General features: G+C 33.7%; 23 protein-coding genes and 1 tRNA gene. 20 read left to right on the top strand and 4 right to left on the bottom strand.

What is annotated here, in order from left to right; genetic code table 11:
- The first annotated feature begins 1 nt into the window (after position 1).
- The 4 genes from QY331_12050 to QY331_12035 are packed head-to-tail and all read left to right on the top strand — an operon-like array spanning position 2 to position 3756.
- Positions 2–1018, top strand: a complete 1017-nt coding sequence (locus tag QY331_12050) for a GntG family PLP-dependent aldolase (GenBank protein WKZ68682.1) — start codon at positions 2–4, stop codon at positions 1016–1018.
- Positions 1019–1033: 15 nt separating this feature from the next.
- Positions 1034–1504 carry a thioesterase family protein gene (locus QY331_12045; GenBank protein ID WKZ68681.1) on the top strand — a complete coding sequence of 157 codons (471 nt, stop codon included), beginning with the start codon at positions 1034–1036 and terminating at the stop codon, positions 1502–1504.
- 31 nt (positions 1505–1535) lie between these two features.
- Positions 1536–2246 (top strand): ribonuclease H-like domain-containing protein, encoded by a 711-nt coding sequence (locus QY331_12040; protein ID WKZ68680.1) that lies wholly within the window; start codon positions 1536–1538, stop codon positions 2244–2246.
- 58 nt (positions 2247–2304) lie between these two features.
- On the top strand, positions 2305–3756 hold the full coding sequence (locus tag QY331_12035; GenBank protein ID WKZ68679.1) for a mechanosensitive ion channel family protein: 1452 nt from the start codon (positions 2305–2307) through the stop codon (positions 3754–3756).
- 3 nt (positions 3757–3759) lie between these two features.
- On the opposite strand, the gene QY331_12030 is transcribed toward QY331_12035, so the two are convergent.
- Positions 3760–4059 (bottom strand): 4Fe-4S dicluster domain-containing protein, encoded by a 300-nt coding sequence (locus tag QY331_12030; protein ID WKZ68678.1) that lies wholly within the window; start codon positions 4057–4059, stop codon positions 3760–3762.
- Between the two features lie 185 nt (positions 4060–4244).
- A complete protein-coding gene (locus QY331_12025; protein WKZ68677.1) occupies positions 4245–6671 on the bottom strand; it encodes a SpoIIE family protein phosphatase in 2427 nt (808 codons plus the stop codon).
- A gap of 159 nt (positions 6672–6830) precedes the next feature.
- On the opposite strand from QY331_12025, the gene purL reads away from it, so the two are divergent.
- The 8 genes from purL (at position 6831) to QY331_11985 (ending at position 13963) form a co-directional block, all read left to right on the top strand.
- Positions 6831–9056 (top strand): phosphoribosylformylglycinamidine synthase subunit PurL, encoded by a 2226-nt coding sequence (gene purL, locus QY331_12020; protein WKZ68676.1) that lies wholly within the window; start codon positions 6831–6833, stop codon positions 9054–9056.
- Complete coding sequence (locus QY331_12015) at positions 9046–9969, top strand: YihY/virulence factor BrkB family protein (protein ID WKZ68675.1); 924 nt, start codon at positions 9046–9048, stop codon at positions 9967–9969. The genes purL and QY331_12015 overlap by 11 nt, the downstream gene beginning before the upstream one ends.
- Positions 9956–10417 carry a hemerythrin domain-containing protein gene (locus QY331_12010; protein WKZ68674.1) on the top strand — a complete coding sequence of 154 codons (462 nt, stop codon included), beginning with the start codon at positions 9956–9958 and terminating at the stop codon, positions 10415–10417. The genes QY331_12015 and QY331_12010 overlap by 14 nt, the downstream gene beginning before the upstream one ends.
- Positions 10417–11784, top strand: a complete 1368-nt coding sequence (locus QY331_12005; protein WKZ68673.1) for an MBL fold metallo-hydrolase — start codon at positions 10417–10419, stop codon at positions 11782–11784. The genes QY331_12010 and QY331_12005 overlap by 1 nt, the downstream gene beginning before the upstream one ends.
- 44 nt (positions 11785–11828) lie before the next feature.
- Complete coding sequence (locus tag QY331_12000) at positions 11829–12410, top strand: RDD family protein (protein WKZ68672.1); 582 nt, start codon at positions 11829–11831, stop codon at positions 12408–12410.
- On the top strand, positions 12379–12795 hold the full coding sequence (locus QY331_11995; GenBank protein ID WKZ68671.1) for a DsrE family protein: 417 nt from the start codon (positions 12379–12381) through the stop codon (positions 12793–12795). Before QY331_12000 ends, QY331_11995 begins: the two co-directional genes overlap by 32 nt.
- A 323-nt stretch (positions 12796–13118) precedes the next feature.
- Positions 13119–13682: a hypothetical protein gene (locus tag QY331_11990; protein WKZ68670.1), complete on the top strand. Its 564-nt coding sequence runs from the start codon at positions 13119–13121 to the stop codon at positions 13680–13682.
- Between the two features lie 128 nt (positions 13683–13810).
- Positions 13811–13963: a hypothetical protein gene (locus QY331_11985; protein ID WKZ68669.1), complete on the top strand. Its 153-nt coding sequence runs from the start codon at positions 13811–13813 to the stop codon at positions 13961–13963.
- 70 nt (positions 13964–14033) lie between these two features.
- Here QY331_11985 and QY331_11980 read toward each other — a convergent pair.
- A tRNA-Met gene (locus QY331_11980) sits at positions 14034–14106 on the bottom strand.
- 139 nt (positions 14107–14245) lie between these two features.
- On the opposite strand from QY331_11980, the gene recN reads away from it, so the two are divergent.
- From recN to QY331_11950, 6 genes are all read left to right on the top strand, one after another.
- Positions 14246–15952 (top strand): DNA repair protein RecN, encoded by a 1707-nt coding sequence (gene recN / locus QY331_11975; protein ID WKZ68668.1) that lies wholly within the window; start codon positions 14246–14248, stop codon positions 15950–15952.
- Between the two features lie 52 nt (positions 15953–16004).
- The gene (locus QY331_11970) at positions 16005–17051 is read left to right on the top strand and encodes a hypothetical protein (protein ID WKZ68667.1); all 1047 of its coding nucleotides are present in this window, start codon (positions 16005–16007) and stop codon (positions 17049–17051) included.
- Positions 17052–17183: 132 nt separating this feature from the next.
- Positions 17184–18311: a radical SAM family heme chaperone HemW gene (gene hemW, locus QY331_11965; protein WKZ68666.1), complete on the top strand. Its 1128-nt coding sequence runs from the start codon at positions 17184–17186 to the stop codon at positions 18309–18311.
- 15 nt (positions 18312–18326) lie between these two features.
- Positions 18327–19541: a dicarboxylate/amino acid:cation symporter gene (locus QY331_11960; protein ID WKZ68665.1), complete on the top strand. Its 1215-nt coding sequence runs from the start codon at positions 18327–18329 to the stop codon at positions 19539–19541.
- Between the two features lie 9 nt (positions 19542–19550).
- Positions 19551–20366, top strand: a complete 816-nt coding sequence (gene proC / locus QY331_11955; GenBank protein WKZ68664.1) for a pyrroline-5-carboxylate reductase — start codon at positions 19551–19553, stop codon at positions 20364–20366.
- A gap of 6 nt (positions 20367–20372) precedes the next feature.
- Entirely contained in the window at positions 20373–21677 is a 1305-nt protein-coding gene (locus QY331_11950; GenBank protein ID WKZ68663.1) for an MATE family efflux transporter, read from the top strand.
- Positions 21678–21688: 11 nt separating this feature from the next.
- On the opposite strand, the gene QY331_11945 is transcribed toward QY331_11950, so the two are convergent.
- Positions 21689–22339, bottom strand: coding sequence for a DUF2459 domain-containing protein (locus tag QY331_11945; protein ID WKZ68662.1), 651 nt, complete (start codon positions 22337–22339; stop codon positions 21689–21691).
- A gap of 156 nt (positions 22340–22495) precedes the next feature.
- On the opposite strand from QY331_11945, the gene QY331_11940 reads away from it, so the two are divergent.
- Together QY331_11940 and QY331_11935 are read left to right on the top strand one after the other, a co-directional pair.
- A complete protein-coding gene (locus QY331_11940; protein WKZ68661.1) occupies positions 22496–22846 on the top strand; it encodes a DUF4870 domain-containing protein in 351 nt (116 codons plus the stop codon).
- 114 nt (positions 22847–22960) lie between these two features.
- Positions 22961–23413: a hypothetical protein gene (locus QY331_11935; protein WKZ68660.1), complete on the top strand. Its 453-nt coding sequence runs from the start codon at positions 22961–22963 to the stop codon at positions 23411–23413.
- The last annotated feature ends 11 nt before the right edge of the window (positions 23414–23424 follow it).

Here is a 23424-nt window from a genome sequence, read left to right as displayed (position 1 = left end):
TATGATCGATTTAAGAAGTGATACTGTAACAAAGCCATCAAAAGAAATGCTTAAAGCAATGTATGATGCCGAATTGGGTGACGATGTTTACAAAGAAGATCCAACCGCAAATGAATTAGAAAGATATGCTGCCGAATTACTCGGTAAAGAAGCTGCTCTCTTTGTCCCAAGCGGAGTGATGGGAAATCAAATTTGTTTAAATGTGCTAACACAGCCGATGGATGAAGTAATTTGTGAAAAGGATGCACATATTTTTCAATACGAATCCGGTTCGCCTGCTGCACTAAGCGGCATACAACTTTTACAGGTTGAAGGTAAACGTGGTGTATTTACGCCGGAGCAAATTGAGCCTCTTATTCGTCCGACGAGTGCATATTATATGCCGAGATCAAGAGTTATTGAAGTAGAAAACACACACAACCGTGCCGGCGGTACAATAAATCCAATCGAAAATATTGCGGCATTAAGCCAGCTCGCTAAAAAATATAATTTATTTTTTCATTTGGACGGAGCTAGAATTTGGAATGCTTCTGTAGCGACTGGTATTAGTCCAAGTAAATATGCTTCGTACTTTGATTCGGTTTCTTGTTGTCTTTCAAAAGGTTTAGGCGCACCTATCGGTTCTGTAATTGCCGGGACAAAAGATTTTATAAAAGAAGCATTTCGAATTCGTAAAGCTTGGGGCGGAGGTATGCGTCAAGTCGGTGTTATCGCTGCCGCCGGATTATTTGCTCTCAAAAATAATATTGATAGATTACAAGAAGATCATCAAAAAGCTAAAAACTTGGCTGAATTCTTAAACGCATCAGATAAATATGAAATCGAATTGGAAAGGGTTCAGACAAACATTATTGTCTTCAAACCAAAAAATAATACCGTGGAAGATATTTTAGAAAAAGCCAAAGGTAAAGGATTAATTCTATCTGTCGGAAATGTCGGTTGGATTAGAGCGGTCACACATATGGATGTAACGTTTGATCAAATTGAAAAAGCAAAAGAAATTTTAGAACAAATTTAGAGTTAGATTAAGAGTATGAGTAAGAAAGAAATCGATATAAAGAACTTTTCACATCAAACAAAAGAGCAAGTTAAGTTTCATGAAGTTGACCTGTTAGGTGTATGCAACAACGCAGTTTATTTCAACTATTTTGAAGACGGAAGACTCAAATATGTTAATGACTTGAAAGCGAAGTATAACTTCAAAGAATTTCTTCAAGGTAATTCATTTTTTATAATGGTTCATAACTATTGTGATTATTATGAATCAGCTCACCTCGATGATGAATTGATAATCTATACTCGTATAAACTTCATTAAAAATTCCAGTTATGGTTACGAACATGTTGTTCAAAAAGTATCAACCGGAAAAATAATAGCCTCCGGCGGTGGTGTGGTAGTTCATATCGACAAATTAAATCAAAAACCGATTCCTCTGCCACAAGAATTTTACGATGCAGTTAAGGCCCACGAAAAAAATGTGGATATTTTAAAGGATATAACTTAACTTCTTTTATTCTTTAATAAAGGAAGTTGTTATGCAATTAGTATTTGACATCGAAACTGTTGGATGCGATTTCAATTCTCTTCCCGATTCCCAAAAAGAATATCTCCTTCGCTATGCAGAAAAAGAACTGGATAAAGAGATTCGTGAACAAAAAGTTGATGAAGCAATCCGATATCTAAGTCTGTATCCATTCACAGCTAAAGTAATTGCAATAGGATTATATCATACAGAAATGGAAAAAGCTTTAGTTCTTTATGAAAGTGAAACTGATGAAAAGAATGTTATTTCAGATGATGAACATGTTGTTTATAAAGCACAAAGTGAAGATGAAATGCTCACGACATTTTGGCAATATGCATCCAAAGTAGATAGATTTATTTCGTTCAACGGAAGAAATTTTGATATACCTTTTTTAATGTTACGTTCAGCAATCAAGAAAATTAAGCCTAGTGTGAATTTTCTCGGGAATAGATTTGATACATCAAAGCATATCGATCTTCTGGAGCAATTCACGTTTTATGGATTAATAAAAAAGTTTAATTTGGACTTTTATTGCAAATCATTCGGTATCGAATCTCCCAAATCAAAGGGCGTAACCGGGATGGATGTTAAACAGTTGTATGAAGCCGGACGCATAAAAGAAATTGCAGTTTATTGCGGGCAGGATATTCGTGCAACTTTTGAACTTTATAAAATTTGGGATGAATTTCTAAACTTGAAAAACACATCAAAAAAATCTTAGTGCAACTCATCTAAAAATTATTTATAATACTTCGGTGTCTATTTATATTGGTGGGCAAATGACTTTTCCAAAATCTATTAACCTTGGACTTCCTCTACTCATCTGCATTGTTTTATTATTCTTAGTTGTTACCGATGTTTTCTATTTCAAAGAAGTAAATACGGAAACAACTATCGATAGAATATTATATTTAATTATTCATATAAGTTTTTGGTTTTCTACAGCATTTCTTTTTAACACTATAGTAAATAAATTCTTTTGGGGAGGCATTAATAAAATTCCCGTTGGCGATTTAGTTCTTCATAAAATTAAAGACTTTTTATCCGTACTGGTTTATGCGATAATAATTGTTTTAATATTAGTGAACTATTTTGGAATTGAACCTTCCTACAATTTATATGCAGTTGCATTAATTGCAACTTTTATTGGAACGCTGTTAAGACCATATTCAATCTGTTATTTAAGAACTGTTTTTCTATCAAACTCCTCTGCTTTTAACATTGGTGATTGGATAAAATTGAAAGCCATAAATTCGGATACTGAATTAGTAGGTGAAGTAACTGATATCGATAGAAAAAATCTGAAACTAAAAACAGAAAACAATAACATCGTTACAATTTCCCAAAGTAGTTTAGCAGATTTTGCAATTGAGAATTATTGGGGAAGCGGAAAGGAAGCGCGTTTTGAAGTAAATTTTATTATTGATCATTCAATATCGCCGAATAGAGTTAAAAGAATTTTAAAATCCGCCGCAAAGCAAGCTATTGAAGAAGAATTTTTTCTGGACTCACCCGAACCTGAAGTTATTATTAGAGAAGTTGTTGAGTATGGAGTTAAATATTCAATTTATTTTTGGATAATTCCTTGGGAAAAAATTCCTCCATCAAATGCTATTGATAAAATTACATCTACTGTAATTGAATATTTGGGTCGTAGTGGACTGACTTTATCATATCCTAAAGAAGAAATTCAACTTACTAAAATAGTAGATTCCCAAACTTTAGGAGTACAAAATAACGATATCAAAAAAATAATTAGTAATGTAGACTTATTCGATTCACTAAATGAAGATGAGTTAACCGATCTTGCCACGCATATTATAGAGAAAGAATTTATCTCGGGTGATATACTCATAAAACAAAATGAAGATGGTGATTCGATGTTTATTGTGATCGAAGGGTTACTTGATGTGTTTATAAATTCAAAAGATAGTCATCAAATCAAAGTGGGCAGATTAACACCAGGTGATTTTTTCGGTGAGATGTCATTAATGACAGGTGATAAAAGAAGTGCAACTGTTATAGCTGCAACAGATGTTCTTGTTTACGAAATTACAAAAGAAAATATCTCTAAGATTATTGATGCTAGGGAAGATGTAATAAATGAATTCGGCGAGATAATATCCCGCCGAAGTGAAGTGAATATCCAATTTAAAAAGAACTTTGAATCTTCGAAACAGACATTCTTAAATGAGATTGTAGGTAAAATTAAAAAGTTTTTTAAGCGTTAAAATTTATCTACCAACCTCGTCTAAGTGCTCTTTCTTTTTCATTAAGTCTTCTTTAGATTCAACTCTGTCTGGATCCATTACAATAGCTTCAGTTGGACAAGCTTCTATACATTGTGGTTCATCGTAAAAGCCGACACATTCTGTGCATTTTTCCGGAACAATATAAGTGTGTTCATCATTAAGTGCATCGTGTTCTTCACCGGCTAAATCCCATTTTACTCCGGCATCGTAAATTGCATTGTTTGGACATTCAGGTTCGCAAGCGTTACAAGCGATACATTCGTCAGTGATCATTACAGCCATTATTACCTCCAATAAGAATAAAGAAAAATTTGACTATGAAATTTAGTAAAAGTTATTTCATTAAGCGGTAGGTAAAAATAAAATTGTGGGGAAAATCATTAAGTAATAATACACAGTATCCGAAATAGATAAAAGAAACTAGTAATTGGAACAATTAATTTTTACGAATTACTCTCGTGTGTTTCTTAGTTCCTCTTTAAAATAACCAAGGTCATATCATCGTGCTGAGGATAATCTTTCGTGAATTTATGCACATCTTTTAGAATAAGATTTAAAATTTCGTTTGCTTGTTTTTCTCTATTCTGTTGAATCAAATCTATCAAACGTTTTTCGCCGTACAGTTCAATCTTATGATTCATTGCTTCTGTAAACCCATCTGTATAAAAAACTACAACGTCACCGTTCTTCAATTGAATTGTGTCTTCGTTTAATGTTTCTTGAAAAACTTTTCCTTCTTCTAATCCAAGTGCAATACCTTTGCTCATTAGCAATTTTGAATCTTGTTTTTCAAAACTGCAGAATATACCGGGATTATGTCCCGCTCTAGAGTACAGCAAAGAATGATTTCTAACATCAAGTATAGCATAGAACATACTTACAAATGAATTCTTTTCGATTGTTTTATAAAGCAGTCTATTTACTTTACCTAAAACAACTTTCGGAGAAACGTTTTCTTCGGCATGAGCTTGCAATATTCCTTTTGTTAGCGTCATATAAATTGCCGCACCCACACCTTTACCGGAAACATCCCCGATTGCAATACCAAGTCTTCCATCACTTAGTTTAACATAATCATAATAATCACCGCCGGCTTCTTTCGCCGGTATGCTGAGGCTGGCTATGTCATATCCTTCAATCGCCGGCTGTTCTTTTGGTAGTAAGCTTAGTTGAACCTTCGCGGCAATTTCCATTTCTTTTTTTAATCTTTCCCGCTCGGAAATTTTTTCAATATGAGATGGTAAACCGTAGTCTTCCAAAACAAATTTTTCTTTTTTGATTCGGCTAATAATATAAATGGCTGGAACTGCGGCAAACAGAATAAATACTAAGTATGAATTAATTTCAAAAAACTTTGCAGAAGAACTAAACAAAGTAAAGAAATCAAAAGTTAATGCCGAATAAAAAAGCGCAGCTAATATTGTTAGCAAATCAAATTTGAAGAATAAATATGCGATCAATATTCCAAATAAAAATCCAAATAGAAGATTTGTTAAAAAATTATTAACCGACGGAGGTGTTGATGCAACTACAGTGAAGGCTATGGTAGATACACCGACAAATAAAATTGACAGCCATTTTTTTCTCCATTTAGAAAAAGTTAAACTGGCAATAAAAAATGTCACTACAATTCCGCCTAAAGTAGCTTCTATAAATGCTTCACCAACAATTGAGATAAAAGGCATGAAGCCATAAAATACATCAAAACTAGCAACAGGACTAAAGAATATTTTTGATCCGGGTTCATTAAGTGATATCGAAGCAATTAGATATAGTAGTGAAATACCTAATCCAATTATCAATCCTCTCAATAAACTAGTACCTGCCGAAAGAGTGAAGATGTGCCTTTTAATTATGGAATCTGTTCCATTCAACTTTTCAGACCAAAATTCTCTGGCATATGATTCACTTACAGACCAAGTTGCAAATACCATTAAGGCAAGTAAGAATTGTAAAAGCAAACCGTTTAAGACTACTACAATAAACTTAACCGCAAAAAAATTGAGACTGCCTATCTGAACACCTAAACCTATATTCGGCCATTCGTTAATTATGACCAATAGCGTTACAAGAAAATATATAACAAACAATGAACGACCAACATTTATCCATATTTCACCCTGATGATACTTCTTTAGAAAATAATACAATGCAAATACCATTAAGAATGCAACAAAGATTACAGAGACAGTACCAAACACTGCCTCACCTGTATCAAACATACCTCTATCAGATTCAGGTACAAGAAATGATACACTATACTGTCCGGCTTGATTACCTTGAATTTTTCCTCTCACAACCATTTCGCCCGGAACAATTTCGTTAGTTCTCTTCCATATAAAATCGTGATCGGTTCTGTTTGAATAATTTTCTTCGCGACTTTCCTTTAATTCATACTCGGATAAATCAATTGGAAAGTTATTATTAATAGTTTCCGTCATTAAATCTAATGCGGATTGCTTATCAAGTGAGGGTGAGGACAATGAATCCGGGATTTCCCGTTCATAAGCTGAAATTCTTCCGCTGTTTGAGACATGTATAGTATAGGTGGTCTGAGGTATATCACCGGATATATTTTGATGGAAAAAAATAGTCCATCCAAATAAATTCCAGTCTGGGTCATTAAGTAATTTTGAGTACTCTTCATTACCAAGAGTTTTACTTAAATACTTATTTACTGTTGATTGCTCGGCAACAAATCCCTCAACTGAGTATGATGAAAAATCAATATCTTTATCGCTCAAATAATCTTTTGCAATTTTGATTGCTTCGGAACGTGTTAATCGAAAATCAACCGAACTGTATGGAGAGGAAGGGAATATGAAAAACATTAGAATGATAATAATAATTCCGCCGGCTATCCAATACTTATCGTAGTTTAAATTTGATTTCATGTAAATTCCAACATAATTAAGAAGGTTTTTATCTTGAGACGAGTGAAAAATAGAAAGGTTTATCTCGGAAATCAATTTACCTTTTGTCCTTATTTTAACAAAGCGTTTTAAAAGTGTTATATTTATAATCAATTTAATTTTGACATTATCGAGAGAAATATGATAGAACCGGAAGTGAATTTAGAACTTGCTAAAGAACATGGGCTAACCGCTGAAGAATACGGTTGGATTTGTGAACGCTTAGGTAGAACTCCTTCATTCACAGAACTTGGTATTTTCAGTGTAATGTGGAGTGAACACTGTAGCTATAAAAATTCTATTGCTTTATTAAAAACTTTACCACGCGATGGTGGTAAATTGTTAGTTAGTGCCGGTGAAGAAAATGCCGGATTGGTTGATATTGGTGACGGATTAGCTATTGCATTTAAAATTGAAAGTCATAATCATCCATCGGCAGTTGAACCTTATCAAGGTGCGGCTACTGGTGTCGGTGGTATTTTGAGAGATATATTTACAATGGGCGCAAGACCAATTGCGGCTTTAAACTCACTTCGTTTTGGAACATTAGATGATAAAAGAACTCGTTACTTGTTTGAAGGAGTAGTAAAGGGAATCGGAGATTACGGAAATAGTTTTGGTGTTCCAACGGTTGGCGGTGAAGTTTACTTTGATGAATGCTATAAAGGGAACCCGCTGGTAAATGCAATGGCGATCGGTTTAGTTAAGCATAATCAAACAGCATCAGCGGTTTCAAAAGGTGAAGGTAATCCGGTTATGATAGTCGGTTCATCAACGGGTAGAGACGGAATACATGGTGCTACGTTTGCTTCGGAGGAAATTTCCGAAGCATCGCAAGCAAAACGTCCGTCCGTACAAGTTGGTGATCCTTTCACAGAAAAATTGTTACTTGAAGCAACATTAGAAATAATAAAAAATGATTGGATAATCGGTATTCAAGATATGGGTGCGGCAGGTATCTCTTGTTCAACTTCTGAAATGAGTGACAAAGGCGAATCCGGAATGAAGGTTAATCTTGATAAAGTTCCTCTTCGTGAAGCAGATATGTCAGCCTACGAAATTATGTTATCCGAGAGCCAAGAGCGTATGTTGGTTGTTGCAAAAAAGGGTTGCGAAAATGATATAATAAAAACATTTGAGAAGTGGGATCTAAATTGTGAAATAATTGGTTATGTGACCGACAAAAAAGTTTTAGAAGTAACTCAACACGGAGAATTAAAAGCCGAAGTAAACCCATTTGATCTAGCATTAGGCGGAGGTGCTCCGGTTTATCATCGAGACATAAAAGAACCGAACTATATAAAAGAAAAACAAAATTTTGATTTATCTAAATTAGATCAACCTAAAGATTTAAAGGAAGTTTTCAAGAAAGTTCTTTCATCCCCAAACATAGCATCTAAAAGATGGGTTTATGAACAATATGATTCAATGGTAAGGACAAATACAATTGTTGGTCCCGGTTCTGATTCAGCGGTTATTTTTATCAAAGGAACTAATAAAGCAATTGCAGCAAAAACAGATTGTAATTCAAGGTATGTTTATCTCAATCCCAAAGAGGGGGCAAAGATAGCTGTTGCCGAATCCGCACGAAATATTGTTTGTAGTGGTGGAAAACCCCTCGCGATAACAAATTGTTTGAATTTTGGTAATCCTTACAAACCTGAAATTTATTGGACATTCAAAGAAGCTATTGAAGGAATGGGTGAAGCATGCAGATTCTTTGAAACTCCCGTTACCGGCGGAAATGTTAGTTTTTATAATGAAAGTCCCGATGCAGCAGTTTACCCAACACCTGTAATTGGGATGGTTGGTTTAATTGAAGATATTGCGGATGTAACTACCGCTCAATTTAAAAACCTTAACGATTTAATTTATGTATTAGGTGAAGACTATGAAGAAATCGGCGGAAGTGAATATTTAAAAGTTATTCACGGAAAAGTTGAAGGAAACTGTCCGAAGATAGATTTACAAAAAGAAAAGGACCTCCATAATACGGTTCTCGAATTAATTGAAGCCGGTTTGATCCAGTCTGCTCATGACATATCTGAAGGGGGAATAATAACAGCCTTAGCAGAATGTGCAATTTTAGATGACGAAAATCCAATTGGACTTGAAGTTGATATTCCAATAAAATTCAGAGAAGATTTTAGTTTATTTTCCGAAACTCAGTCAAGGATAATTGTTTCGGTTAAAAAAGATCATCAACAAGAATTTGAAAAAATTGTAAATGCTTCAGCAACTCAATTTACATTGATAGGAAAAACGTCAAAAGAAAAGTTTACTGTTAATAAGGAAATCACATTTGAATTAAAGGAATTACTAGATATTTATTATAAATCAATCTCTGCAAAGATGAATGAGTATTAAGAGTATAAAAAAATATCTTACACTTCATACTTTAATAAGATTTTTTGAAGAAGTTAAATACTACGCTATAGGACTGTATAATAGAATGGATCACCATCATCTGTTTCTTTCCGGTGGTGGTATTGCCTTTTCACTTTTTGCAAGTATAATTCCGCTAACTTTGATCATGTTTTCGATTCTCGGAAATCTCTTGGATTCTGCAACGGTTGAGGAGCAACTTACTACAATTTTAAATACAATCATTCCTTATCCGGAATACGCAAAAAAGATGCATGCAATTATTATGTCTCGCGTACCCGAAGTAATTGAATATAAAACTTTAGCCGGTTATATAGGTGCCGGAGGTTTATTATTCATTTCCAGCGGATTGTTTAGTAGTCTGAGAACAATATTAAACAGTATTTTTCATTTCACAGACGACAAACATCTACTTATAGGAAAGTTAAGAGATTTGGGAATGGTTCTGCTTCTAATTGTTTTCTTACTTCTCTCTATGTTAGTCTTCCCGGCTATTAATATTCTCTCATCTTTTGCGCTCGAAAGTGAAATCCTAAGATTTTTTCAGCTAACCCCGCTAGTAGATTGGCTGCTTTCGATTGGCTCATTGCTAATTATTTTATTGATGTTCTATGTTTTTTATAAGCTTATCCCTTACGCAAAACTTGGGAAACGTGTTCCTTTTGTTGCTGCTTTAACGGCAACAATATTTTGGGAAATCGCAAGACAGCTTTTCGGATATTATATAACAAATATTGCAACATTAGATAGAATATATGGAACTTATGCGTTGCTTGTTATCGTTGCATTCTGGATTTACTATTCTTCAATTCTTTTTTTAATTGGTGCCGAAATTGGTCAGCTTTATAGAGAACGAAGAAGCGAAAAAGAATTAGCCAGTTATGAAAAGACATAAAAGTTTAATACCATTATCGCGTCAACATCACGACACACTTTTACTTGCTCAACTAATCAAGAAAGATGCACCGGCTTATAAAGGTTTGCCTACTGATATCAAAGGTAAGCGTGAATATACTTTGATTACGTTTAGAGATCATCTTGTACCGCATTTTGAAGCCGAGGAACTGATTTTAATTCCCTTTGTTTTAGGAAAGACTGAAAAGATTGATAAACTTTGTGAACAAATAATCTCCGAACATCAAGAGATATCGGTTCTAGTTGAACTCATCAGAAATGAAAAAAATCTAGAAACTAACTTGGATAAGTTAGGGAATTTAATTTCATTGCATGTGAGAAAAGAAGAGCGAGAACTATTCGAAATAATTCAAGAAGTGTTTACGGAAGGTAAACTATTAAAACTGGGAAAAGACTTAACTTATTTAGAAAATAAAAAAAGCTGCTAATGATCAAGATCATACCGCTTGGCGGTGCTGATGATATCGGAGCCAGTTGTATCTATTTAAATATAGATGGATCTGGGTTTCTGCTTGATTGCGGTGTCCATCCAAAGAAAAAAGGAATGGACTCACTTCCTAAATTTGAATTAATTGAAAACCTTCCGCTTGATTATGTTTTAATCTCTCATGCACATCAAGATCATATCGGTGCACTTCCATTGCTGATCAAAAAATTTCCTCATGTTATTATTTACACAACTTCACAAACGCAAGAAATTGCACACTTAACATTACATAATTCTGTTTCAATCCTTGAAAAAGAATTTAATGATCCATCAATGATTCTGTATACTCATGAAGAAATTGATATGCTCGTTAAATCAATTGTTGCAATCGATTATTCCGATGAAATTGAATTAAAGGGATTACGACATAAATCGCTTGAACCGATTTGGGTCAAGTTTTACGATGCCGGGCATATTTTAGGATCAGCATCTATCCATATTAAATTTAAACATCGATCGTATCTATATACCGGAGACTTAAAAACTTCCCCTCAGCAAATAATGAATGGTGCGCAACTTCCAAAAGGTCAAATCAATACTTTGATAACGGAAACCACATACGGTTCATTATCAACAAAAAATATTCCTACACTTCAAGATGAAAAAAAACGGTTTGCAAAAGAAATAAATAAAATTATTTCAAAAGGCGGTTCGGTTTTAATTCCGGTTTTCGCGCTCGGCAAGACTCAGGAAATACTTGCAATTATTTATTCAATAATGATGAAAGGAAATATAACAGAGGTCCCAATTTACACCGGGGGAATAGCATCGAAAATTTCGCAAGTGTACGATAAAAACCGGTACAAAGTTAATGTGCGTGATAAAAATTTTGAGCTCGGAAATATTCCTCAAGAAAATTTGATGGAGATAAATGATTTCACACATTTCAACAAAAAACCGGGAATTGTGCTTGCAGCTTCGGGAATGATGATCGAAAATACAACTTCGTTTAAGCTCGCTAAACATTGGCTTAGACAAAATGATTTCGGAATATTTTTCGTCGGATATGTTGACGATGAAAGTCCGGCTCATAAAATAACATCGGCAATCAAAGGTGAAATGATTAAGTTAACAGAATATTCCGAATCGATAGAGATGAAATGTGAAGTTAACAAATTCACATTCCCGTCTCATTCAAACAGACTTGAGATTTTCGATCTGGTAAAAAAATATAAGCCAAACGAAGTAGTTTTGCTTCATGGCGAAAATAGTTCACGTGATTGGTTCGGGTTTAACATACTAAAAGAATTTCCGGATACAAAAGTTTACGCGCCAGATCCCGGATCGGAAATACTAATTGAGTCCTAACTTATACTTGATTATTTTACACTGAATAAAACAAAGAGGATGTTATGGATAATTTACAATTTAACTATGCCGGATTTTGGAGAAGATTTGTTGCTTATTTAATCGACGAATTGTTAATAGGGGCTGTTACATTTATTATTCTTTTACCGGTTTATATCATATTTGGACTTGGAATTTTTGCTTTTGAGAATTTTGACGCTTATGAAGATTTTTCAAATGTTTCGTTTGCTCAATACTATGATGATGATGTAAAAGCGGGAGTTATAGTTGCTTTTGTATTTGTCATACTAATCATTGTTGCGTTCTCAATAATTTTACAATGGCTTTACTTTGCTTTGATGGAATCTTCTAAGAAACAAGCCACCTTAGGTAAGATGGCGCTTGGTATCAAGGTAACAGATTTACAAGGAAATCGAATTTCTTTCGGTCGTGCAACGGGCAGATATTTTGGGAAAATTCTTTCCGGTTTAATTCTTAATATCGGTTATATAATGGCTGCGTTCACAGAAAAGAAACAAGCACTACACGATATGATGGCAAATTGTTTAGTTATAATTGATAGACCAACCTACCAACAACCTCACGGAGGAATGAATGAAAATGTTCAGAACACTACTTCTATTTAGTATTGTACTATTATCACTATCAAATGTTTTATTAGCAAAGGATGGATTTCTTGTTCATATATCCAGCAATGATCCCCATCGTGTTTCAATGGCATTAACATTTGCTGAAAAGATGTCACATGACTACGCTGTTTTTGTTTACGTAGATATCGATGGTGTAGTTGCAATGTTAAAAGATAAAGAGAGTATTCGTTTTAAGAACTTTGAAGCATCACGTACTTTGATCGATAAATTAGTGAAATCCGGAGTACAGATTTCAGTTTGCAAAATGTGTCTGGAAGCTCATGGTCACACACAGTATGATTTAATCGCCGGATTGAAAATTGCTGAAGGAAAAGATTTCTTCGGATTTACATCAGGTAGAATAATTACGATTGATTATTAAAAGAAAAGGTGAGTCTTTGGACTCACCTTTAAGGGCATCATGTTAGTGGGAGGGAACCACTAATTTTTTCTGAGGGTGCTTTCTCTATAGTTAACAAGAAAAGTGCCAAGCAAGTTTTCACTCAAAATCATCATTTTTATTTTAGTCTGCTGATTTTTTGTTAACATTTGTACAATAATGTGCAACTATTACCATTTTAAAATAAGTAATAATTACCGGTATTCCTCCCGATTTCATAAGTTGATTCTGTTCTAATGTGATATTTCACGTTTGCTATTTATATCTTTCTCATTATATTCCAACTCAATATTAAATCGGACAAGATGGAAGTTATTCTATTACAAATATTTGGGACAGCTTTAGTACTCGCGATTATATTTCTGTCTATATTTCTTTACTATAAAAAGAAGAAATTTCTTAAGCAGTTCGATTTCAACAAGAAACCAGAGATAGATGATTTCGAGGAATTGCTAAGCAGCAGTTTTTACAAATCTTACTCAAAAGATTTTGAAGGTGCAATAGAAGATATTAATCATGCTCTTAAGCTTAAACCTCACATGGAAAGACTATATTTTCAACGTGCCAAATTACATGAAGAATTAAAGAACTACGAAGCAGCTAAAGCCGATTATACAAAAGCAATTTTATTAAAAGAAGATTATGATGTTGCCTACCTAAATCGAGGTCTTATAAAATTAAAACAGAAAGACTATCAGGGTGCCAAGAAGGATCTGGCAAAAGCCCAAGATTTAAATAAGAATCTAAACGAAGCCGGATTCTTTAGAAGAGAAGCAGAGTTACACATCACAAAACTAGACGATCATCAAAAAGATATTATTGATCTGTTTGACCAAAATGATCAATCGCCCCAAGGAAAAGCACTTTAAAGCAATTCTTTAACAAAAATCATTCTTGCACATAGTTAATCCATTCGCTATATTATTTTTGCCATATAGGTAAATTACATTCCAAATTATTCCGGGGGGAAATTGAAAAATTAACTTCGGAGTGATTTATGAAAGTCATATCAAACTTAGACACCGATGATTATTTGATTATTTTTTTACTGTTAATAGGAGTAGTTATTGCGGTTATTGGAATCTATTCGGTTGGATCAACCTTCGTTAATTGGCTTTCCTCTTCGTTATCGAATATAAACATGAATTAGGATGAACCCTATCGAATATTCCTTTAAAACAAAAAATCCCCATTCTTATGAATGAGGATTTTAGTTTTTGTAGCGGGGGCAGGACTTGAACCTACAACCTTCGGGTTATGAGCCCGACGAGCTACCAATTGCTCCACCCCGCGATGTAATTTTTATAAGAACTTTAATTTCGTTTCAAAATAGGATTCGAAATATAAACCTTCACCCCCTCAAAGTCAAATTAGCACTGAAAATGAGTTTTTTTTGTTTTAACTTTAGTGCCAAATTACTTCATATTCGTGTATGATAAAATCCCTTCAAATAAAAGATTATGCATTAATTGAAAAAATTAATGTTGAGTTTGAAAAAGGACTCAATATTATAACCGGTGAAACCGGTGCCGGTAAGTCAATTTTAATTGACGCGATGAGTTTACTACTCGGTGATAGAGCTTCAACCGAAGTTGTCCGTAAAGGAAGTGAGAAATCAATCGTCGAGGGAATTTTTGAAGCTGAAGGAAATAAAAAGCTTGAAGAGATTCTAAAGGAAAACGATATAGACTTCTGGCCGGAAATGATCGTCAGAAGAGAAATTTCTCTAAAAGGAACTAATCGTTGTTTTATTAATGATACCCCAGTTCCCTTAAACCTTATAAAAGAACTCGGTTTCTTACTTGTTGATTTGCATGGACAACATGAACATCAATCATTATTACGAAAAGAAACTCACATAGAAATGCTGGATGATTTTGCCGAATTGGACGAAGAACTTTCTTTATTCAAAAAACAGATAAGTGATTTAAAAAATATTTTAACTGAAGTTCGAGAACTAAGGGAAAAAGAAAAGTTACTTAAAGAGAAAAAGGAATTATATGAATTCCAGATTAAAGAAATCGATTCTGTAAATCCCATTGAAGGTGAAGAGGAAGAATTAGTAAATGAATTGAATATTCTTGAAAACTCGGAACGACTTTTGGAACTAACTACATCAATTTTTTCGGAACTATACGAATCTGACGAATCGATTTATGATAAACTTGGCGAAATAAAAAATCAAATAGAAGAACTTTCGGAAATTGATTCATCATTCATTGAAAAATTAGATGAACTGAAAAATGCTTTAACGCAAATTAATGATGTAGCAGATTTTGTAAGAAGTTATAAAGATAATATAGATCTCGAATCCGGACGATTAAAAGAAATTAGAGATCGTCTAGGAACATTTGGCCCGCTTAAGAAAAAATATGGCGGTTCGATTTCAGCCGTTATTGAACATAGAAAAAAAATAGGCGATGAGTTTGACTTGGTGGAAGGTTTTGATGAAAGATTGAAAATTTATGAAAATGAGTTAAAACAATTTAGAATCAAAGCCGGTGAGACTGCAAAGAAGATATCCATAAAGAGAAAAAAAGCCGCCAAAGAAATTAAAAAGGGTATTGAAGAATCACTAAAATATCTTGGTATAAACGAATCGATTTTTGAAGTGAAGTTTGATGAGGAGTTACCCTCGTTGACAGATGAAAATTTTATTTTACTGGATAATAATAAAATTAAATTTACCCCACGTGGAACCGATAAAGTTGAATTTTATCTTTCCACAAATTTAGGTGAAGATGTTAAACCGCTACAAAAAGTGGCATCTGGTGGTGAAGTATCACGTGTGATGCTAGCAATGAAAATGAATTTAGCTAAGAATGATAAACTGCCGCTACTAATTTTTGATGAAATTGATACAGGTGTGAGCGGTAGAATTGCTCAAAAAGTCGGACAATCATTAAAAGAATTATCAAGGCATCATCAGATAATTGCAATTACTCATTTACCACAAATTGCAGGTTTAGCCGATCATCATTATTTTGTGCAGAAAATTGAAAAAGAAAATAGATCATCAACATCGATTAAATTATTATCTGAAGACGAACAAATTCATGAAGTTGCAAAATTACTTGGTGGCGAAAATATAACCGAAGCTAATTTAAAAAGTGCAAAAGAGTTGATGAGCGTCAAGTGATATTAAAACTATTTCGCATAAATTTGAAATTAATTCACAACATGAGGAAGTAATGAAAAAAAGATACATCCTTTTATTGTCAGTACTATTTTTAGCTGTCTCAATTAAATCACAAAATTTGGATGAAACACTTTCAAATCTTTCTGCTGATGCAGCGTCTGCATATGTAGCACCAATCACAAGTGGTTTCGGTTCTAATTTAAATTCCGGCTGGTTCGCTTATCCACCTGCTCCGGTGAAATTTGGATTTACAGCTAGATTGAGAGTTGTAGGTACCGGAACATTTTTTTCATCCGATGACGAAACTTTTTCTTCAAGTGGTTCATTTAGATATAATTCTCAACAAGCTGATGCTATTCTTGCAAACTCTGGAATTAATCCCGGTTCCCCCGGTTATCAATCGGCAAAATCTGAGTTACTTTCAAAATATTGGGATGTAACATTTAGCGGACCTACAATTATTGGTTCCGAAAATGAATATTTTAAAGTAAGATTCGGCGGCGGAACTGTTGGTGGTCAACAAGTTCAACCTTATGAAGAAGTTATTGAAGATGTTTACGGTTATCTTGATGGATTAACGCTTTTACCATCGGCTAATATTCAATTAACACTTGGTACTGTAATGGGGACAAATCTCGTATTGAGATGGTTTCCATCTTTGGATATTGAAGATCTTGGCAAATTCGAATTTTTTGGTTTTGGTTTAATCCACAACACAAATGTATGGTTTCAAGACAAATTGCCAGTTGATCTGAGTGTCGGTGGTTACTATCAAAAACTAACTGTCGGAGATATTTTTGAAAGTAACGCAACTCAATTTGGACTTTATGCAAGCAAAACATTTGGTGGAGTTTTTGCTGTTACACCTTACCTTGGCTTGACAACCGAAAGTTCTACGACAACAGTAAGTTATAATTACAATTATGACACACCAGTTGGACCACAAGATGTAAAAGTAGAGTTTGACATCGATGGTAAAAACTCAGTTGGATTTACTGCCGGTCTTTCATTTAAGTTAGCAGTTGTTAATCTTAACATTGATTATAAAGCAGCTAAAAGCGGAACAATTACCGCCGGGTTGTCTTTCGGAGTTTTATAGATTGTTTTTTGTGGGTCGGCTTATCACCGGCCCATTTTTTTTACTCGACATAAAATTATACATATCAAATTACTTCTTATCGTTTATTGTATTACATTTGCAAATCAATAGAAATAAATTACACTCTTATTAGTGAAGCAAACCGCAATTTATATTCATATTCCTTTTTGTGATCACAAATGTATTTATTGTGATTTCTATTCTATAATAAACTATGATAATGTAAAAAATTATTTGGATGCTTTACTTAAAGAAATAGAACTTAGAAGTCTGGAACATTCATCCGGCAGAGAAATAATTTCTATTTTTTTTGGTGGTGGTACTCCTTCATTCATGGAGCCGGATTATATCGGGCGTATAATAGAATCAATCAAGGTAAAATTCGATGTACGTAAAGATGTGGAAGTTACTCTAGAAACGAATCCCGGTACGGTGACAAAAGATAAACTGCAAGCTTTCAAATCAGTTGGAATAAATAGAATAAGTATCGGCATCCAATCCTTTAATGAAAGTGAACTAAAATTTCTAACTAGAATACATGATTCTAAAACTGCAATTGATACAGTATATTCGTCTGCAGATGCTGGTTTTGAAAATATATCAATAGATTTAATATTCAACTTGCCAAATCAAACAAAAGAAATTTGGAATGAGAATCTTCAGATCGCCACATCTCTTCCGATTAAACATATTTCTGCCTATAGCTTAATTCTTGAGAAGGGAACAATACTCAATAAAATGGTTCTTGATGGTAAAGTTCAAATGCAAGATTCCGATCATGACGCTAATCTTTATGAATTCACAATCAGTCAACTTGAAGAAAAAAGATTTAAGCAATACGAAGTTTCAAACTTTGCTAAAGATGGATTGGAGTGTATGCACAATAACGTATATTGGAGGTACCATGATTATCTCGGTTTTGGTACTTCCGCACATTCGTTTATAAATTCACAGCGTTGGTGGAATTACTCATCGTTAAACTTTTATATAGAAAAAATGAAAAATGGTTCACCGATTGCCGGATCAGAAATACTTACTTCTGATCAGCGGCATGATGAATACGTTATGTTAGCATTGAGAAGTAAAGGAATAGATATAAATGATTACAAAAGTAATTTTGACGGGAACTGGTTAACTCAAAAGGAAGAATTAATTAATAAATACAGTTCAGATGGTTTCTTAGTATTAGAGGATAATTTTATTAAATTTAGTCCGAAGGGCTACTCATTATGTGATGAGATTGTTAGTAATCTTTTATAATTAATTGGAATTATTATGCTCAAATTGAAATTACATTGGCAAATACTAATCGCATTAATAATTGGGATAATATATGGTTTGTCAATACCAGAATACTATGAATATGTGGCGTGGATGGGAGATTTATTTCTGCGTGCTTTGAAAATGGTAATTGTACCGTTAATTCTTAGTTCCATAATTTCCGGGGTTACAAATATTGGTAATGCAAGCAGCCTTGGTCGACTTGGTGCTAAGACAATGATTTATTACATGTCAACAAGTTTGTTTGCAATAGTAACCGGTTTATTTTTTGTTAATATACTAAAACCTGGTATTGGCGCTGACCTCGGTTTAAGTCAGCAAGTCGAAGGTTTGGATATTGCACAAGATTCTTTTGGTGATACACTTCTCAAAATCATCCCGGATAATGTATTTACTTCATTTACAAATGGAGATATGCTTTCGATAATTTTCTTCGCATTATTATTTGGATATTTTATCACACGCGTGGAAGAAAAATATCAATCATTGCTTACAGATTTTTTCTCATCGACTTTTGAAGTGATGATGAAGATAACAATGTTCATAATAAAGTTTACACCGCTTGGAATTTTGGGAATTGTAGCTAAACAGGTTGCAACTACACATAACTTAATTGAAGTTGCAGCTAGCTTGGGAGTTTATATGGTTGCAGTTTTATTGGCACTCTCTATTCATAGCATGGTCACTTTACCGATGATAGTAAAAATTTTTGGTAGGGTTAAACCATTTGAACATTTTAAAGCTATGACTACCCCTTTGCTTACTGCATTTTCTACATCTTCTTCAAATGCAACTTTACCGCTTACAATGGAAGCTGTCGAACATAATTCCGGTGTCTCAAATAAAGTTACAAGTTTTACATTACCGCTTGGCGCCACAATTAACATGGATGGAACTGCTTTATATGAATGCGTGGCGGTTATGTTTATTGCTCAAGCATATGGATTCGATTTAACAATTTTGCAGCAGGTAATAGTTGTAATAACTGCTCTTCTTGCTTCTATAGGAGCAGCCGGAATCCCAATGGCGGGGCTGGTTATGATGGCAGTCGTTCTCTCAGCAGTCGGATTACCACTTGAAGGAATTGGAATGATCTTAGCCGTCGACAGAATTCTGGATATGTTCCGAACCACTGTTAACGTTTGGAGTGATAGTTGCGGTGCAGTTGTGATTGCTAAAACAGAAGGCGAAACTTTAAATATTGAGTAGGAATTCAAAATGAATAATCAAAATAAGATTGCAATACTCGGCGGTGGTAATATTGGATTTGCGATAGCAAGAGGCCTGAGTTCATCCGGTAAAATCAAGAAGGGCGATATTCTAATTACTCGAAGAAATAAAACTGCTATATCTGATGCACGTAAGGAAGGTTTTAATATATCTACAAATAATGTCGAAGCGGTGAAGAATTCTTCCGTTATTGTAATTGCTGTTACTCCTCAACAGTTAAATTCGCTTATTTCTGAAATAAAGAATTTGGTGAACCCACGAAGACATATAATTTTTTCGATCGTTTCCGGCGTTTCAATAAAACAGATAAAAAAATTGTTTGGTAAAAATATTCGTGTAGTTAGAGTAATGCCGAATACAGCAATAGCAATTCGTGAATCGATGACATGCATATCTTCTGATGAGAAAGATAGAAGGGCGTGTGATCTTGCTGTTGAACTGTTCAATAATCTTGGTGAAACAATTGTAATTAAGGAAGAATTGATGGTTCCGGCAACCGCTTTGTGTGCATGCGGAACTGCATTCTTCTTAAGAGCTGTAAGAGCAGCCTCGCAAGGCGGAATTGAAATTGGTTTTCATGCTGAAGAAGCATTGTTCATGGCGGCACAAACTGCAAAGGGTGCAGCGTCAATGTTAATAATAGACAAAAATCATCCTGAACGAGAAGTTGATAAAGTTACAACCCCAATGGGATGTACAATTGCCGGTTTAAATCAAATGGAACATCATGGATTTAGTTCATCGTTAATAAAAGGGATTACAGTCTCGGCTGAAAAAGCTAAGACACTTTATTCAACTGATTAATTTGTGATGAACAAGAAAATACTTCGTCTTGCAATTCCTAATATTCTTAGCAATCTATCCGTCCCGCTGTTAAGCTCGGTTGATACGGCTATTGTTGGTCATCTTGAAAAAGTGTCATACCTGGGTGCAATAGCAATAGGTTCAATGATATTCAATTTTGTTTACTGGGGTTTTGGTTTTCTTAGAATGGGAACCACAGGTCTCACCGCACAAGCATTCGGTAAAAAAAATGATGAAGAAATAATTCTCGTTCTTGCAAGATCTTTATCTGTTGCTTTTGCAGCAGCTATTTTGATTTTCGGATTACAATATTTTATAAAAGAGATTAGCTTTTATCTGGTTACCACAGAACCGGAAGTAGAAAAATATGCAAGAGATTATTTTGATATAAGAATTTTCGCGGCTCCCGCAACTTTAGGTCTATATGCATTCCATGGTTGGTTTCTTGGAATGCAAAATGCAAAGTATCCGTTAATATTAACTGTAGTTGTAAATGTTTTGAACATCGGATTCAATTTTTTGTTTATTTATGGATATGGAATGAATGTCGATGGCGTTGCTCTTGGGACAGTATTTGCTCAGTACCTCGGATTAATACTTGCGATATTTCTTTACCTAAAAAAGTATAGAGAATTTACTGCAGCGTTAATTATTAAGAAAATTACGGATGTAGAACCAATCAAAAAATTCTTCTCAGTTAATTTTGATATTTTCTTGCGAACTCTCTCATTGATTTTTGCATTTACATTTTTCACAGCAGTTTCTGCGGAGTTAGGAACAGAAATTCTTGCCGCGAATACTATACTTCTTCAACTTTGGATGATTCTTTCGTACGGTGTTGATGGTTTCGCTTTTGCAGCAGAAAGTTTAGTCGGTAAATATATCGGTGCAGGTAATAAACAAAAATTGCAATCAGCAATTAAATACTCTTTCATTTGGGGAATTGGACTTGGGGTAATTCTCACAATTATCTATTTCTTTCTCGATAGAGAAATTTTGGCGTTTTATACGGATAAGACTGAAATAATTAATTTAGCTTCAGCCTATTTTATTTGGACATTGCTTGCTCCGCTAACAAATTCAATTTGTTATATATGGGATGGAGTTTTCATTGGAGCGACAGCGACTAAACCGATGAGAAATTCAATGTTGTTAAGCGTACTAATTTTCTATCTTCCGATTTATTACCTTACAGTTGACATACTTGGAAACGATGCTTTATGGTTAGCGATGATAAGTTTTATGATTGTTAGAGGAGTTTCGTTAACCTTATACGCACCAAAATATATTTTGAGTAGAACTTTCAAGTGATCAATTTAAGATTAGAACATCGAATCAGTTTCATCAAATTTTAATATCTCTGCATATAACAAAAGTTCTTCGAACAAATCTTTTGATGTAACAACATTGGAAGGATTAATATTCTCTAAACCGGAAAATTTTAGAGCATCCGCAACCCATGTATTACAAGTATTGAATAAGTGATATTTCGGATTCGCTTCAAAAAATATAATGTTCCCATTAAGACGTTTTTCAATAATTCTTAAAATTTCTTGATTATCCTTGCTGAATGATTTGTCTATAAATTCACAAAGTTTGAGAATAGATTGACTATCCATCCTAATTTTTAAAACATAATCACTCCATCGAATTAATTCATCCTCCATGTTATATGTTTTCGCAACTCTAATGGTACTTTCGGTCGGGACTAATATTGCTCTAGCAGCCAATACATAATCATTTGAAGGATGTAAATAAAAAACACGGTCACCAAAACCAATATCAACAAAATCAAAATTATCGAAGTATTGTAAAGCTCGTATATCGTTTTTTGTTGTGCTATCAACCTGGATTATTATCCCGGTGTGCCAATAATTTTTGATTACATAAATATGTGTATCCTCGGTTTGTGCATACGAAGAAAAATTAATAAAAATAATTAGAATCAATATTTTTGAGGATATTCTTTGCATGATTGAACTTACTTTTTTCAATTATATCAAATATGTTAAAAACCTATAAAAAAATAATCCATTTACTGATTTACTTACCTGATTGACATTATAATTCCCAAAGCATATTTTGAAATATAAAGGAAAATTTAATTAGCTTGAATGACAAGGGGAGTTATGGAAACATCAATTTCTAAAGATGAAAGAATGTGGGGTATGTTCTGCCACATTTCGGCATTTGCTTTTTTTATTTTTCCGTTTGGTAATATTATTGGTCCGCTTGTAGTTTGGTTGATCAAGAAAGATGTTTATCCGTTTGTTGATGAACAAGGGAAAGAATCCTTAAATTTTCAAATATCTGTCTCAATTTATGCCTTCGCAGCATTGTTGCTAAGTATAATTTTAATTGGAATTCCAATACTTATTGCACTTTTCTTCTTTGATTTTATCCTCGTTGTCGTTGCTGCCGTAAAAGCAAATGATGGGTTTAATTACAAATATCCGTTAAGTATTCAACTTATTAAGTAATGCTGTTATCAATAGTAACTGGCATTTCAAAACAACATATTTCTTGATAATTCCGTTAATAAGTGTTAAATTTAATATTCTTAATTCGCCCCTTAGAGGGCGATTTTTATTTGTATGAGTATTAATAAAAAATATATCGAGTCTGAAATTCAACGCATCGTTGAATCACTTGACTTTCTTTTTATAGAGACAGTCATTAGAGGTAATGAGCGTCAGCTTGTTCTGGAAGTATTTGTTGATAGTGAACCCGGTGTGTCAACGGATGATTGTGCTGCAATAAGCAGAGCAATTAATGAGTTTTTTGAATTAAATGAGGACAAAATTGGTAATTACAGACTTGATGTTTCTTCACCGGGCGTTGATAGACCTTTGAAATATCTCAAACAATATCCTAAACACCTCAATAGAGAATTTAGCATAAAATATATTATTGAAGAAGAAACAAAAGAACGAAAAGGTAAACTAAAACAAATTGAAGGAGAAAATTTAACCTTTCAATTTGGCAAAGAAGAAATTTTAATTCCTTTTGAAAAAATAAAAGAAGCAAAAGTTCAAATTAGTTTTTGATCACGGAGGCA

The organism is Melioribacteraceae bacterium, assembly GCA_030584085.1.
Lineage (GTDB): Bacteria > Bacteroidota > Ignavibacteria > Ignavibacteriales > Melioribacteraceae > SURF-28.
The sequence above is the reverse complement of the archived record's forward strand: the minus strand, read 5'-3'. Positions and strand labels throughout refer to the sequence as shown.